The sequence below is a fragment of the Sphingobium sp. DN12 genome, assembly GCF_051058005.1.
GTDB lineage: Bacteria > Pseudomonadota > Alphaproteobacteria > Sphingomonadales > Sphingomonadaceae > Sphingobium > Sphingobium yanoikuyae.
The window spans coordinates 3857370-3872234 of the sequence record NZ_CP173717.1 but is presented as its reverse complement, the minus strand read 5'-3'; the positions used below and the strand labels follow the sequence as shown (position 1 = coordinate 3872234).

The following is a 14865-nucleotide window of genomic DNA, read 5'->3' as shown; positions in this document are numbered from 1 at the left end:
GCGATCCATGACCCCAAAGGGCGACCAGGCATTATATCAGCGGATACGGCGTTCGGCGCAGGAGGCGGCGGCGCTGATCCCGTCGGGTGCGAAGATCTGCATGGCTTTGGGTACCGGTCAGCCGCCCGCCCTGCTCGCCGCCCTTGCCGAACGCGCCCAGTCCGCTTCTGTCGCTGATCTGCGTATCTATTATATGCTCTGCACCGGGATCGCCGGGGCCAACGTATTCGACTTTGCGCTGCGCGACCGGATCACGCCGATGAGCCTGTTCCATGGCGGCGTCGAACGGATGCTGGATCGCCAGCATGGCGACGCGCATCTGCCGATGGTCGATTTCCTGCCCTGCCATTTCAGCCAGGTGCCGCGCGCCATGGTCGAGCATGTCGGCGTCGACACGCTGATTGCGACGGTCGCGCCGATGGATGCGGACGGCAATTTCAGCCTGGGAACCGATGTCGACTATGCACTGGCGGTGGCGCGCAAGCCGGGCACCCGGATCATCCTGGAGGTGAATGCGCATATGCCCTATGTGCGGGGCGATTGCATGATCCCCCTGACGGCGGTGACGGCGCTGGTCGAGCATGATGTCGCGCTGCCGACCCTGCCGGCCATCACCCGCACGGCGGTTGACGATGCGATCGGCGCGACCGTCGCTGGCCTGATCCGCGATGGCGATTGCCTGCAGATGGGGATTGGCGCGCTGCCGGAGGCGGTGTGCGCGGGTCTCGCCAACCATCGGCATCTGGGCATCCATACCGAGATGATGACCACGGGCCTCGCCGGGCTGATGCAGTCGGGTGTGGTCGACAATAGCCGCAAGCAGATCCATGCCGGCAAGGCGATCTACACCTTCGCGCTTGGCGACCAGGCGCTGTATGATTTCCTGCACGATAATCCGGCGGTCGAGGCACATCCGGTGGATTATGTGAACAACCCGTTCCTGATCGCGCGCAACGACAATATGGTGTCGGTGAACGCGACACTGCAGGTCGATTTCCACGGCGCGTGCAATTCCGAATTCGTCAACGGGCGACAGTTCAGCGGCACCGGCGGACAGGTGGATTTCGTGCGCGGCGCCTATGCTTCGCGTGGTGGACGATCGATCATTGCCTGCCATTCCACCGCCGCCAAGGGCACGATTTCCCGCATCACCCCGCGTCTGGACGGGCCGGTGACGACGCCGCGCATGGACACGCATCTGATCGTCACCGAATATGGCCTGGCCGACCTGAAGGGCAAGTCGGTGGGGCAGCGGGCCAAGGCCTTGATCGCCATCGCCCATCCCGATTTTCGCGAACAACTGGAGCGCGCCGCGTTCGAGGCAGGATTGTTCGCCAACTGATCAGCGCGGACGGATTGTCAGCCATTGCGAGACGGTGCCGATGGCGCCGTCCCGATCATGCAGGATGCTGTGGGTAAGGCCGATGCCGTCGGCGCCGAAGGAAACGGTGACATCGCAACCCAGCCATTCGCCGACCGGCGCGCGGAAGATATGGGCAGTGAGGTCAAGATTGGGAAAGGCGGCGTCGGCGGTCGATACCAGAGGCGCCAGGCCATTGGCGGTATCGACCAGCCCCATGACGCGGGCGAGCGGCGATACCGCCTCATCCTCGATCAGCGCATGGGGCGTGCGGATCCAGCCAACGGCGCGGCCCGGCGCGATAGGCTGGCGGCGGGCGTCGATGCTGGCGATGAAGCCGCCGGGCCATTCGCCGGTGCCATCCCATGGCGCCATGGTTTCCGGGCCGGGAATGGAATCAAAGCCGCCGCTGGCGATCGCGCTGGTATCATAGGCCTGGGCCAGCCAGGCGCGCAGCAGGATCGCCGGCCGGCCGCCATGGCTGAGCCGCGCTTCGACCAGTTCGATGGTGCGGCCGGGGCGGATGACGGCGACGTCGATCTCGACCGTATCGAGCGGGATGGTGCCCAGGATATCATAGGACAGGCGCCCCAGTTGCAGCGGATCGGGCCGGCGCGCCTTGGCGTCCACCTCGATCGCATGGGCCAGCAGGCCGATCGCGGGGGCGACATGCTGTTCCGTCACGTTCCAGGCGCCGCCGACCAGTTCCGTCGGGGTGAAATGGCGGGCATCAAGCCGCCGGAAATAGGCCATGGGATCCTCTTCATTGCCGTCTGGGCGGGCCGGAGTTCCCCTATCAGCAGGAACCGGCCGCCCGCAAGCTGACGGCGATGATGACAGTCCGGCGTCGGTCGGATGACGATCGCCGCCTTCAAAATTTAACCCCACTGCCGCGCGAACGACACGAGCATGACTCATGCGCCCGCTAGGGAGGAGGCAGGGGAATGAGGGATGGCGAAGCCTTTGCGTGCCATATTGGTCGCGAGCCTGGCGGTGTTGGCCGCCACGGGATCGCAGGGCGAAAGTCGGCGGAGCGATACTGCCGGGCTGGCGGCGACCGCGCCACAGCCGGATAGGCCGCTGTCGGTGATGACCTATAATGTGATGGGCCTGCCCTGGCCGATCGCCCTTGGCCGGGACGAGGCACTGGGCCGCATCGCCGATCGGCTGGCGGCGCTGCGCCGGGCCGGGCGCCAGCCGCATATCGTCCTGCTGCAGGAAGCCTTTTCGCCGCAGGCCGCACAACTGGCGCGCCGTGCGGGCTATGCCCATGCCGCGATCGGCCCGGACAGCGGGTTGCGTACGGCGATTGTGGCGGGACCGGATGACCGTGCCTATGTGCAGGCGGCGCGATGGGACCGGGGCGAGACAGCACCCAAGCAGTTGAACAGCGGTCTGCTGATCCTGTCCGATTATCCGATCACCGGCATCGACCGCATGGCCTTTCCCGATTTCGCCTGCGCCGGCTTCGATTGCCTGGCGAACAAGGGCGTGCTGATCGCTCATCTGGCGGTGCCGGGCTTCGACCGACCGGTCAGCATCGTCAACACCCATCTCAATGCGCGCAAGGCGGCGGGCGTGGCGATCGCCCGGTCGCAGCGGGCATTCGATCGGCAGTCCGGGCTGCTGGCGGATTTCGTGCGTGCCCATGTACCGGCCGGACACCCGATGATCCTGGGCGGTGACCTCAATATCGGCGGCGATCGCAACCGCATCCAGGCCTTCTTCGCCCATTGGGCGCGGGCCGGCATGGGTTTTGTCGCGGTGCATCTGGGCGGCGCACGTCGGGCTCTGGCGGACAGCCTGCCAGCCGATGCCGGCATGCACCGGGATCTCGAACAGGCAAGCGCGCGCGGAAAGGACTGGCTGTTCGCGCGCGACCATAGTGGCCGGCCGATGCGGGCCATCCACGCGGCTGTGCCCTTTGGTACGGAAGTGGAGGGCGCGCCGCTGTCCGACCATTTCGGCTATATGATCGCCTATGAACCGGAACGTCGCGCCGGGCCCGCTCTCCAATTGGCGCAGGTGGCGTCATGGCGATGATCCGCTGGATGGTGGTGCTGCTGGCAGCCCTGGTGTTCGCAATCCCGGCATCGGCGCAGACGATTACCCCCGATCATGGCGGCTTTGTGCTGAAACGGCCCTTACGCTTTTCCCTGCTGCCCGCGCCGCTGGACGGTACAGCGAAGCCGGCGCGCATCTATGCGATCGAACTGGCGCCATCGCCGGCCGAGCCGGCAGCGATCGGCATCGCCGTCCAGCGCAAGCGCAACCGGATGGTGGCGCTGCCGGCTCGTCGGATCGGCGCGGTGCCGCTGCCCGCCGACCTGTCCGGCGATGCCCAGCCGCGCAGCAGCTTGATGCTGGTCGACGCCCATGGCAGCCTGCCGCTGGCGGACGGCTTGCAGGCCGAACTGAGCTGGCAGGGTGCCAAGCTCAACAATCGCGGGGCCAATGTGACCGCGCTCTATGGCAGCGACGCAATCAAGAGCCGCGACCTGTTCTTGCCGACGGGGCGGCTGGCCTATGACGCCGCGCCCGGCGTCACCCTGCGCGCGGACTATCGCGAAACGATAGAGGCCTATGCCGGGGTCGGCCTGTCGGGTGCGCTGGGGCTGACGCGGGAGGCGTTCCGGACATTGCAGGGCGGTTTGCGGCCGGAACGCGACAGCCGCATGCGGCTGGGCAGCGACTGGATGGTGGCCCCGGACCTGACATTGGCGGTCGATGCCTTTGACGGCGAGGTCGAGGACCGGCTGGCCTTTGTCGAGGACAGCTATCTGCCGGTCAATCGCGGGTCGGCGCATGTGCGGGGGCTGGCGATGCGGGCGGAGCATCGGCTGACGCCCGCGCTCAGCCTGTCGGCGCGCTACCACATGGCGCAACTGCGCCAGGACCGGGGTGGCCGCGTGCTGGAGCAGCAGCTGATGCTGGAAGGACTGTGGGCACAGGGGCCATGGCGATGCCGGGTTGCTGCGGCGCAGAGCAGCGCGCCGGCGCTGATGCAGGATGATGGCGGCCTGCGGTTGGAGGCCGGAGTCGATTATGCGTTGGCCGGGCGTCGACCGATGCGGGTCGGCCTGCACCTCACCGACCCCGACCAACTGGCGAGCAGCCGGCTCCTCCGCGCCGATGCCTCCGGCGCGGCGCGGCCGGAGGATCAGGCGCAGGCACTGATGCTGACCGCCGCCCTCGCCTGGTAAGGCAAAGGGCGGCGGCAGAGTATCTCATTAAAGCATCTCAGTTCAGGGCATAGGCGATCAGTTCATCGCCCACCGGCGTCTGCATGAAATGATGACCGCCGGCCATGATGACCAGATATTGCTTGCCATTCTGGCTGTAGGTCATCGGCGTCGCCTGACCACCGGCGGGCAGCACGTCCTGCCACAAAGTCTTGCCGGTCTTGAGGTCGATCGCGCGGATCAGATTGTCGGTCGCCGCGGCGACGAAGATCAGGCCGCCGGCCGTCACCACCGACCCGCCATTATTGGGCGTGCCGATCGTCAACGGCAGCATCGAGGGGATGCCGAACGGCCCGTTGGTGCGCGCGGTGCCGAAGGGACGATCCCAGATGGTCTTGCCGGTGGCGATATCGATCGCGCGGATGCCGCCATAGGGGGGCTGCTTGCAGAGCAGGCCGGTGAAGGGCAGGCGCCAGCCGGCATTGACGTCGATCGCATAGGGAGTGTGCGCCTGCGGATCGCCCGCGCCCTCCGCCCCGCCAATCTCGCCACGCGCCTGGTCGCGCGGTGCCCAGCCCTTCTTGTTGGCTTCCTTGCGGGGCACCAGCCGGACATAGTTGGGCATATCGTTATAATTGGCGACGATCACCCCGCGCGCCGGATCGACGGCGATGCCACCCCAGTCGGTGCCGCCATTATAGCCGGGATATTCGATCGAGCGCTTGTCGGCTTCGGGCGGAGTGAAGAAGCCCTTGTAGCTCGCCCGGCGGAACTGGATGCGGCAGATCATCTGGTCGATCGGCGACATGCCCCACATGTCCTTTTCGGTGAGGTCGGGCTTGCGCAGCGTATGGTAGAGCGAGATGCGCTGGGTCGCGGCGCGCTGCTGCGGCTCCACGCCGATCTGTGGTGCCTTGATATCACCGATCGGGGTCAGCGGCCGGCCGGTGCGGCGGTCGAGCACATAGATGTCACCCTGCTTGCTGGGCAGCAGCATCGCCGGCACCGGACCCCGCGCCGTCGGGAAATCGATCAGGGTCGCCTGGGCGCCGAAATCATAGTCCCACACATCCTTGCGCACCGCCTGGAAATTCCAGCGCGGCTTGCCGGTCATCACGTCGATCGCGACCAGCGAGGTGGCGTAGCGATTTTCCTCCAGCCGGCGCAGGCTGCTGTAATAATCGGCGGCGCTGTTGCCCATCGGCAGATAGATGAGGCCAAGCTGCTCGTCGCCCGAGGCGATCGTCCACATGTTCGGCGTGCCGCGGGCATAGGTCTGGCCGGCGGGCGGCGGACCGCTGCGTTCCGGGTGCATCATGTCCCAGGCCCAGCGCATTTTGCCGGTGACCGCGTCATAGGCCTGGATCACGCCGGACGGCGCCCAGCGATCCTGCCCGTCCAGCACCTGATGGCCGGTGACGATGACGCCGCGCACGATGGTTGGCGGCGAGGTGATGGAGACATAGCCCGGAGGGACTTGGCCCATGCCGTCGGTGATGCGGACCTGGCCATTGCTGCCAAAGTCGCGGCACTGCTGGCCGGTGCGGGCGTCAAGCGCCATGATCCGTGCGTCGAGCGTGCCCAGGATGATGCGCTGGGCGCAGGGCGTGTCGGCCGCAGCGCCGGGCACGGCATAATAGCTGACCCCGCGGCAAGCGGCGGTATAGGGAATGGCCTCGTCCGACACCTTGGGATCGAAGCGCCATTTCTGCTTGCCGGTGGCAGGATCGAGCGCGATCACCATGCTCTTGGGCGTGCAGACATAGAGGGTGTCGCCGATCTTGAGCGGCGTGTTTTCCGCGCCATAGGTGTTGCGGATCTGGGCCGAGGCCGGCAGGTCGCCGGTGTGGATCAGCCAGGCGCGCTTGAGGTTACCCACATTGGCCGGGGTGATCTGGGCGAGCGGCGAGTAGCGCCGGGCGCTGTTGGTGCCACCATAGGCCGGCCAGTCGGCGCCGGTGGTGCCGATCGAGGGATCGGCCATGGCATAGCGGGCGTCGGGCAGACCCTGCAGCACCGGCGGGATGAAGTTGCTAGCGATGCTCCAGAAAAAGCCGATCGCGACAGCGAAAGTGACAGCCACCCCGACCCATGCACGGCGCCAGCGACCGGCGCTGCGGTCGAGCGTCGGCCAAACCAGTTGCAGCGCGATCAGGAGGACCAGCGGGGCGACGACGCGCGGCACCAGCGCCCAGGGATCAAGGCCCACTTCCCAATAGGCCCAGAGCAAAGTGACAGCGAAGATGACAATGTAGAGCCAGCCGCCTGCCTTGCGCCCGCGCGCCAGCAGCACGCCCGCGACGATCAGGGCGATGCCGGTGACCAGATAATAAGGCGAGCCGCCCGAGATCAGCAGCCAGGCGCCGCCGCCGGTCAGCACCAGCCCGATAAGGCCGAAGACGATGCCCAATATCAGGGCGGCGATCGATCGGCGGGGCGGTGCGTTTGTCATGATCGGATACTCCCTGGGCAGGAGGCACGGGCAGGTGCCGGTTTACAAAGGAGAAACCGACCAGCTTCGTTCCAGACATGAACAAAATTTCATCTTCGTGGCGTGATTGTAGCGCGCATGCAATGCTAATGCGTTTGACTCGCATTCTGGACATGCCTAACGCGCGGCGCAGATAGAGAGCCATCGGGGAAATCAAAATGCGTCTGTCCTTGCGCCACCTCCTGTTGAGCAGCAGCTTTGCCCTTGTCGTGATGCCGCATGCCGCCCACGCGGCAGAAGCGGACAATGCCGCAGAGGACGCGTCGCGGATCGTCGTGACCGCGGCCAACCAGCCGTCCAGTTCCGCCACCGCCCTGTCGCTGTCGGTGCGCGAGACGCCGCAGTCGGTGACGATCATCAATCGCGAACGGATCGAGGATTTCGCGATCACCAACGTCAACGACCTGCTCGACCAGACGATCGGCATCAATGTCGAGCGCGTCGAGACGGACCGCACCTATTTCAACTCGCGCGGTTTCGACGTGTCCAATTTCCAGGTCGATGGCGTCGGCCTGCCGCTCGCCTGGGGCATCCAGTTCGGCGATCTCGACACCGCGCTGTTCGAGAATGTCGAGGCGGTGCGCGGCGCCAATGCGATCATGACCGGCATCGGCAACCCGTCGGCGACGATCAACTATGTCCGCAAGCGGCCGCTCGACGAATTCCAGGCCAAGGGCACAGCCCAGGTCGGTTCGCGCGACCTGTGGCGGGTCGAGGGCGACGTCAATGTCCCGGTGACCGATACGGTATCGGCGCGCTTCATCTATGCCCATGAGGATCGCGACACGCATCTGGACTATAACCATATCAATCGCGACGTTTTTGGCGCGATTGTCGCCTGGCAGGTGACGCCCGATCTCAAGGCGACGGTCGGTTATACCCGCCAGGAAAATGACGCCGACGGCGTGTTGTGGGGGGCGATGCCGCTGGTCTTCACCGACGGCACGCGGATCGACTATGCCCGCTCTGCCACCACCTCGGCCGACTGGACCTATTGGAACACGAAGGACCAGAATAGCTTTGGCGAACTGGTCTATACGATGGGCCAATGGACGCTAAGCGGGATGTTCACCTACAAGCGCTTCCAGGAGAATGCGAAGCTGCTCTATGCCTATGGCTATCCCGACAAGGAAACCGGCGAGGGCGTCTATGGCATGGCGGGCATCTACCCGTCCGACTATAAGCAATATCTGGGCGATTTCAGCGCCACCGGCCCGTTCAGCCTGTTCGGCCGCGAGCACAAGCTGGTGCTGGGCCTCTCCTACGCCAAGTCGAACGCCAAGGAGTGGGAGAATTTCGCCGAGGACAGCGCGCTGGTCTATCCGTCGGTCTATGACTGGGGCAGCGCGCAGGTGACCGAGCCGGATTATCCGGGCGAATATCTGGCCGCCAAATATAGCGACGAGCTGACACGCCTCTATGGCGCGGCGCATCTCAACTTCACCGACCAGCTGAAGGGCGTGGTCGGCGCCAGCGCGATGTGGATCAAGTCGTCGGGCTATTCCTATGGCACCGACCAGGCGCGCGACGACCACAAGATCAGCCCCTATCTCGGCCTGCTCTATGACGTGACGCCCAATGTCACTCTCTATGCCAGCTATACCGACATCTATAATCCGCAGGCGGAGGTCGACGCCAATAATCGCAAGCTGGACCCGGCCAAGGGCACCAGCATCGAGGGCGGCATCAAGAGCAGCTGGTTTGGCGATCGCCTCTATGCCACCGCCACCGTGTTCCGCGCCAAGCAGAAGGGGCTGGCCGATTATGCCGGCACCTTTGGCGAGGATGGACCGGGCAAGGCCGGCGGCAGCTATTATGCCGGCGTCGATACCACCTCGACCGGCTTCGAGCTGGAAGTGGCGGGCAAGATCACCGACCAGTGGACGCTGAGCGGCGGCTATACCCAATATGATATCGAGGATGACGAGGGCAACGACACCCGCACCTGGCTGCCGACCAAGTCGTTGAAACTGGCCACCACCTATCAGGTGCCGCAGCTCAACGACCTGAAGCTGGGCGCGCAGATGCGCTGGCAGAACGCGATCAAGACGACGCTGACCGATGTCTATGATGGCGATGTTTACATGGGCGATGTGGTCGTTAAGCAGAAGAGCTATGCCGTGCTCGACCTGATGGCGGGTATCCGGGTGGTCGATCATCTGCGGGCGAGCGTGAACGTGAAGAATGTCACCAACACCAAATATCTGGGCAGCCTGATGTGGGGCCAGGCCTTCTACGCGGCGCCGCGCACGGCGGTGTTCACGCTGAGCGTCGACTATTGAGCAAGGCAGCCATTCTTCGCGCCCGTAGCGGCTGGCGTTATCGCGGCAATGTCGCGCTGCGCACGCTCGCGGGCACGGTGGGCGCCTATGCGGTTGCAGCGCTGGCGGCGATGCTGCTGGCCCGCACCCTGCCGATGGGCCGGCTGGAGGCGGTGACGGTGGCGACCATGTTATCCTATCTGTTCGCGCCAGCGGTCAGCGTCTGGGCCTTTCTGGCGCGCGGACCCTGGGTCGCTCTGGGCGGCGTGATAGTTCTTTCCGCACTGCTGGCCGGACTGGTCTGGACCAGCGGAGGCTTTGCATGAGTGGGGCATCGGCGATGGTGCGGGATGGCGTGCGGCAGGCGATGGCCTGGCTGCACGGCTGGACCGGGCTGCTGCTGGGCTATGTGCTGTTTGTCATGTGCCTGGCCGGGACGCTCAGCGTCTTCAAGCCGGAGATCGGCCGCTGGATGCGACCCGAGGTGACGGCGCAAGCGGACAGCAAGAGCGCGATCGTCGCGGCGACCGGCTGGCTGTCGAAACATGCGCCCGGTTCCACCGGCTGGTATCTGACCGCGCCTGACGGCCGGGCCAATACAGTCGAGGCATCCTATGACCAGGGCAGCGACTATCTGTATCGCGCGCTCGATCCGGTGACCGGTGCGCCGGTTGCGCGCGAGACGCTGGGCGGCGAATTCTTCTACCGCCTCCATTTCGAGCTGGAGATTCCCTATCCCTGGGGCCGGCTGCTCGCCTCGCTGGCGGCGATGGTCATGCTGGTGGCGCTGGTCACCGGCATCATCGCGCACAAGCGCATCTTCAAGGACTTCTTCACCTTCCGCCCGGCCAAGGGCCAGCGGTCCTGGCTCGACGGGCATAATGCGACCGGCGTGCTGGCCATGCCCTTCCACCTGATGATCACCTTCACCGGGCTGCTGACGCTGGCGTCGCTCAACATGCCCTGGCCGATCAGTGCCGGCTATGGTGACAAGGTGATGGAGATGTACGAGGCGCTGGCACCGGGTTCGGTGACCCGTCCGGCGGCCGGAAAGCCCGCGTCGCTGGCCCCGATCGCACCGATGCTGACGGCGGCCGAGCGCGCATTTGGCGGCGGCCATGTCGGCCGCGTCTATGTGTTCAATCCCGGTGATGCGGCATCGGTCGTCACCGTCTATCAGTCCGATGCCGACACGATCGGCTATATGCGGGGGCAGGCGAGTTTTGACGGGACCACGGGCCGGCTGCTCAAAAGCTGGGTCGAGCGGCGGCCGGCGATGCGGACCTATCAGGTCATCTATGGGCTACACATGGCGCGCTTCGCGCCGATGGCGACGCGCTGGCTCTATGTGCTGGGCGGGGCGATGCTGACACTGGCGATCTCGACCGGCATGGTGCTGTGGATCGCCAAGCGACGCGAGCGCCAGCCGCTCTCGATCGGCAATCGCATCCTCGAACGGCTGAATGTCGGCGTGATCATCGGCGTGCCGCTGGGCGCGGTGGCCTATTTCATCGCCAATCGCCTGTTGCCGATCGGCATGGCGGGGCGACCCGAAGCGGAAGTGTCCGTGGCCTTGTGGACGGCGGCGGCGGCCGTGCTGGCCGGGCTGACGCTGCGTCCGGCCATCGGCTGGCCGCTGATGATGGGCCTGCTCGCCTTTGCCTGCGTGCTGGCGGCGGTGCTTGGGCCGGTCTGGTCGACCGAACCGGTCCTTCTGGCCGGCAATCTTCTGTTCCTGGCCATGGCGGCCGCGCTGGCGCTGATCGTGCGTCGGCAGGTGCGGCGGCGCAATGCGCCGACTCCGGCGCGTCGACGGATGCGGGAGCAGCCGGCATGATCGTCGCGGGGCTGCTCTATATCGGTTTCTTCGCATTGGCGGCGGCGATGACGCGGCATGGACCGGCGCTGCTCGGCCCCTGGCAGCGCCATGGGCTGGCCCGGCATCTGCCGCTGCTCGGCTGGAGCGCGATTGCCCTGTCGCTGCTCGGCGCGATCCTGGCCGGTGCGGACGGGATCGGCGTCGTCACCTGGTGCGGGCTGCTGCCGCTGATGGCGGGGGCGGTGCTGCTGGCGCTGACCTATGGCCCCCGGCTGGCGCGTGGGGGACTGCTGGTGGCGCTGGCGCTGATGGTCGTCGGCGCGGTTTAGGCCGCCTTCATCTCGATACTGGCGATCAGCCCGCCATCGGGTGCATTGCGCAGCGCGACGATCGCGCCGAAACTGAGGCCCAGCGACCGCGCGATGGTGAGGCCGATGCCGGTGCCGTGCCGGCCGCCCGGCTGGCTGCTGGCGCCGCGGGTGAAGGGTTCGAACATCTGGTCCAGATCCTGCGGCGGGATGCCGGGACCATGGTCGCGTATCTCGATCGTTACATGGCCGGGCGTGCGCAGGCAGCTGATCTCGGCGCATCCGCCATATTTTACGGCATTGTCGACCAGATTGCTCATGCAGCGGGTCAGCGCATTGGGCTTGACCCGGACCGACGCGCCGCAGCCGGCGGCGAACTGGACGGGCGCGCCCAGTTCCTGCGCATCCTCGGCCATGCTGGCGAGCAGGGAGTCGAGATCGATCACCGACCATTCCTCATGCGTCTCGGTGCTGGCGGCAAGGTCCAGCCCTTCGCGCACCAGCCTCTGCATCGCCTCATGATCCTGCAGCAGGCGGGCGCGCAGTTCCTCATTCTCGACCAGTTCCAGCCGCAGCCGCAGCCGGGTGAGCGGGGTCTGGAGATCATGGCTGATCGCCGCCAGCAACTGGGTCCGTTCGGTGAAGCCGGCGCGGACGCGGCGCTGCATCAGGTTGAAGGTGGAGAGGGCGGCGCGCACCTCCTCCGGCCCGCGCTCGGGAATCTCCTCCGGGTCGCGGGAGACGGAAAAGGCCTCGGCGGCCTGGGACAGGCGGCGCAGCGGCTTGGCGGCGATCCGGCCGATCAGGATCGAGAGGCCGGCGGCCGAGAGCAGGATGACGACCAGATAGGCCGGGCTGAACAGCGAACTGGGCGGCCGGGCGAGGCGCGGGAAGGTAAGCGCCATGCCGCGGCGCTGGCCGGTCGCGTCGGTCATGCGCACGATCCAGCAATCGGGTCGGGGCGCATCGATCAGGCCGGCAGCCCGGCTGCGCCCGGCATCCTTGTCCGGGAAACAGAGGCCGAAGGGCACCTGTCCCGCCTCCGGCTGGGCGCGGGGGCCGAAACGCCGGGCGAGCGCGGCTTCGAGATCGGGATCGGGCTCGTTGATCGAGATGCCGTCAGGGGCGATGGAAGCGCCGACAATGCCGTGATTTTCCAGCATCTGCTGGACCCGCACCGGATCGCGGCGCAGCCGGTCGGCGACGTCGAAGGCGCTGGCCAGCACGCGCTGGCGGCGGACCCGTTCGAAATCATGGCGGCGGCCCTGTTCCGACACGGCGAGCGCCAGGATGGCCGAGAGCGAGATGCCGACGGTCAGCAGCACGAAGATATGCCCCGCCATCGAGCGGAAGAAATCCCGCACGCGCTGCACCGGCTGGCCGATCATTCGTAGCGCACCGGGCTGGCGAGGACATAGCCTTCGCCACGGACGGTCAGGATCAGGTCGGCGCCGCCGGTGGCGCCGGCCAGCTTCTGTCGCAGGCGGCTGACCTGCAGGTCGATGGTGCGGTCGAAGGCAGCGGTGGCGCGCCGTTCGGGCAGCAACGTCTCGCGCGCGAGCACGACATTGGGCTCCTCGATGAAGCGGGAGAGCAGGCGGAATTCGGCCGAGGACAGCATCACCAGCCGGTCGTCCGGGGCGATCAGCCGGCGTTGCAGCAGATCGAGCCGCCAGGGACCGAAGACGGCATAGCGGGACTGGTCGGCGGGTGCCGGCGCCTCGACGCGGGGGCGGCGCAGCAGGTTGCGGATACGCACCAGCAGTTCGCGCGGCTCGAACGGCTTGGTCAGATAATCGTCGGCGCCCAGTTCCAGCCCCAGCACCCGGTCGATCGCGCTGCCGCGCGCCGTCACCATGATGATCTGGATGCCCGATCCTTCGGCGCGCAGTTCGCGACACAGCGACAGGCCGTCGCCATCGGGCAGGTTGAGGTCGAGCACGATCAGGTCGACCGGCTGGTCGCGCAGTGCCTGGCGCAGTTCGGCGAGGTTGGATGCAGAGAGCAGGTCGTAATTTTCCTGCCGCAACTGATCGACGATCAGACCGCGGATATCGGCATCATCGTCGACGACGATGACGCTGTTGCGGCGGGGATCGGACAGGTCAGCCATGTTGCGCTTCTAGCGGCGGATATTGCAAAAGTCTGTGCCTCTACCGGGGATGATACAGGGCGATACAAAGCGATACGCGTCCGGATGTCACGCGACATGATGATGCGTCAGGATATCAACTTGGTCTAGCAGGATACCGCCCAAATCGCGATCAGGCGATCGTCGGCGCTGCCTGCCGGCGGTAACGATGTGAAGCCATGCCCATTTTCGCAGAGCTCCGGAGCCTCCGGGTCGCACCGATCGCACTATGCATCCTGATCACCGCTTGCGGACAGGAAAAGGCGCCAAAGAAAGGGCCTGTGGAAGTGGGCGTGGTGACGCTGGCGGCACAGAATGTGACCGTCTCGTCCGAATTGCCGGCGCGCACCGTGTCGACCATGCAGTCGGAAGTCCGGCCACAGATCACCGGCGTGATCCAGAAAAGGCTGTTCACCGAAGGATCGATGGTGACGGCCGGCCAGCCGCTCTACCAGATTGACGAACGGCTCTATCGCGCGTCGCGCGACGAGGCGCAGGCGGCGCTGGTGAGCGCGCAGGCGACGGCGGTGGCAGCGCAGGCCAAGGCGCAGCGCTATCGCGGCCTTGGCGATACCGAGGCGGTGAGCGCGCAGGACCGCGACGATGTGATCGCGACGGCGCGCCAGGCAGCGGCCGCCGTGGGCCAGGCGCGCGCCTCGCTCGACACCGCCAATGTGAACCTGACCTTCACCCAGGTGCGCGCACCGATCAGCGGCCGGATCGGCCGGACCCTCTTCACCCCCGGCGCGCTGGTGACCGCCAGCCAGACCGATCCGCTGACGACGATCCAGCAGCTTGACCCCATCTATGTCGACGTCACCCAGTCGAGCAGCCAGTTGCTGCAGCTGCGGCGATCGCTGGCGGCCGGCAAGACGCTGCCGGCCAGCGCGACGATCCGGCTGAAGCTGGACGATGGCAGCGAATATCCGCTGGAAGGGCGGATCGAATTTGCCGAGCCGATCGTCGATGTCGACAGCGGCACGGTGACGCTGCGCGCGCGCTTCCCCAATCCTGACGGCATGCTGCTGCCCGGCATGTTCGTGCGCGTCGTCGCGCCCCAGTCGGTCGTGCCCGGCGCGATCCTGGCGCCGCAGCAGGGCATTGCCCGCGATGCCAAGGGCAATGCGACCGCGCTGGTCGTGACCAAGGACAACAAGGTCGAGCGCCGCACCGTCACCGCCGCGCAGGCGATCGGCGACAAATGGCTGATCACCGCAGGCCTGAAGGCCGGCGACCGGCTGATCGTCGAGGGCACCGACAAGGTCCAGCCCGACGACAAGGTAAAGCCCGTCGCCGTCGCGGCGAAGAAGTAG

At 66.4% G+C, this 14865-nt stretch carries 12 protein-coding genes; 8 read left to right on the top strand and 4 right to left on the bottom strand.

All coding sequences use genetic code 11. The features are described 5' to 3' along the window. Positions 1 to 7: 7 nt before the first annotated feature. Entirely contained in the window at positions 8 to 1342 is a 1335-nt protein-coding gene (locus ACI6S0_RS18350; protein WP_434403873.1) for an acetyl-CoA hydrolase/transferase family protein, read from the top strand. On the opposite strand, the gene ACI6S0_RS18345 is transcribed toward ACI6S0_RS18350, so the two are convergent. Then, the gene (locus ACI6S0_RS18345) at positions 1343 to 2113 is read right to left on the bottom strand and encodes a thioesterase family protein (protein WP_434403872.1); all 771 of its coding nucleotides are present in this window, start codon (positions 2111 to 2113) and stop codon (positions 1343 to 1345) included. 198 nt (positions 2114 to 2311) lie between these two features. Here ACI6S0_RS18345 and ACI6S0_RS18340 point away from each other — a divergent pair, with 198 nt between their 5' ends. After that, the gene (locus tag ACI6S0_RS18340) at positions 2312 to 3403 is read left to right on the top strand and encodes an endonuclease/exonuclease/phosphatase family protein (RefSeq protein WP_434403871.1); all 1092 of its coding nucleotides are present in this window, start codon (positions 2312 to 2314) and stop codon (positions 3401 to 3403) included. Continuing rightward, positions 3394 to 4563, top strand: a complete 1170-nt coding sequence (locus ACI6S0_RS18335; RefSeq protein ID WP_434403870.1) for a TonB-dependent receptor domain-containing protein — start codon at positions 3394 to 3396, stop codon at positions 4561 to 4563. The genes ACI6S0_RS18340 and ACI6S0_RS18335 overlap by 10 nt, the downstream gene beginning before the upstream one ends. Positions 4564 to 4600: 37 nt before the next feature. Here ACI6S0_RS18335 and ACI6S0_RS18330 read toward each other — a convergent pair whose 3' ends face one another. Continuing rightward, on the bottom strand, positions 4601 to 6994 hold the full coding sequence (locus ACI6S0_RS18330; protein ID WP_434403869.1) for a membrane-bound PQQ-dependent dehydrogenase, glucose/quinate/shikimate family: 2394 nt from the start codon (positions 6992 to 6994) through the stop codon (positions 4601 to 4603). 197 nt (positions 6995 to 7191) lie between these two features. On the opposite strand from ACI6S0_RS18330, the gene ACI6S0_RS18325 reads away from it, so the two are divergent. The 4 genes from ACI6S0_RS18325 to ACI6S0_RS18310 are packed head-to-tail and all read left to right on the top strand — an operon-like array spanning position 7192 to position 11442. Then, positions 7192 to 9315, top strand: coding sequence for a TonB-dependent siderophore receptor (locus ACI6S0_RS18325; RefSeq protein ID WP_434403868.1), 2124 nt, complete (start codon positions 7192 to 7194; stop codon positions 9313 to 9315). Next, complete coding sequence (locus ACI6S0_RS18320; RefSeq protein ID WP_434403867.1) at positions 9312 to 9620, top strand: ketohydroxyglutarate aldolase; 309 nt, start codon at positions 9312 to 9314, stop codon at positions 9618 to 9620. Before ACI6S0_RS18325 ends, ACI6S0_RS18320 begins: the two co-directional genes overlap by 4 nt. Next, positions 9617 to 11131: a PepSY-associated TM helix domain-containing protein gene (locus ACI6S0_RS18315; protein WP_434403866.1), complete on the top strand. Its 1515-nt coding sequence runs from the start codon at positions 9617 to 9619 to the stop codon at positions 11129 to 11131. Before ACI6S0_RS18320 ends, ACI6S0_RS18315 begins: the two co-directional genes overlap by 4 nt. Then, positions 11128 to 11442 carry a DUF3325 domain-containing protein gene (locus ACI6S0_RS18310; RefSeq protein WP_434403863.1) on the top strand — a complete coding sequence of 105 codons (315 nt, stop codon included), beginning with the start codon at positions 11128 to 11130 and terminating at the stop codon, positions 11440 to 11442. Before ACI6S0_RS18315 ends, ACI6S0_RS18310 begins: the two co-directional genes overlap by 4 nt. On the opposite strand, the gene ACI6S0_RS18305 is transcribed toward ACI6S0_RS18310, so the two are convergent. Both ACI6S0_RS18305 and ACI6S0_RS18300 read right to left on the bottom strand, forming a co-directional pair. Next, complete coding sequence (locus ACI6S0_RS18305; protein WP_017500811.1) at positions 11439 to 12809, bottom strand: ATP-binding protein; 1371 nt, start codon at positions 12807 to 12809, stop codon at positions 11439 to 11441. The genes ACI6S0_RS18310 and ACI6S0_RS18305 overlap by 4 nt on opposite strands. Next, a complete protein-coding gene (locus ACI6S0_RS18300; RefSeq protein WP_004209098.1) occupies positions 12806 to 13534 on the bottom strand; it encodes a response regulator in 729 nt (242 codons plus the stop codon). Before ACI6S0_RS18300 ends, ACI6S0_RS18305 begins: the two co-directional genes overlap by 4 nt. Before the next feature lie 197 nt (positions 13535 to 13731). On the opposite strand from ACI6S0_RS18300, the gene ACI6S0_RS18295 reads away from it, so the two are divergent. Further along, complete coding sequence (locus ACI6S0_RS18295; protein ID WP_004209097.1) at positions 13732 to 14865, top strand: efflux RND transporter periplasmic adaptor subunit; 1134 nt, start codon at positions 13732 to 13734, stop codon at positions 14863 to 14865.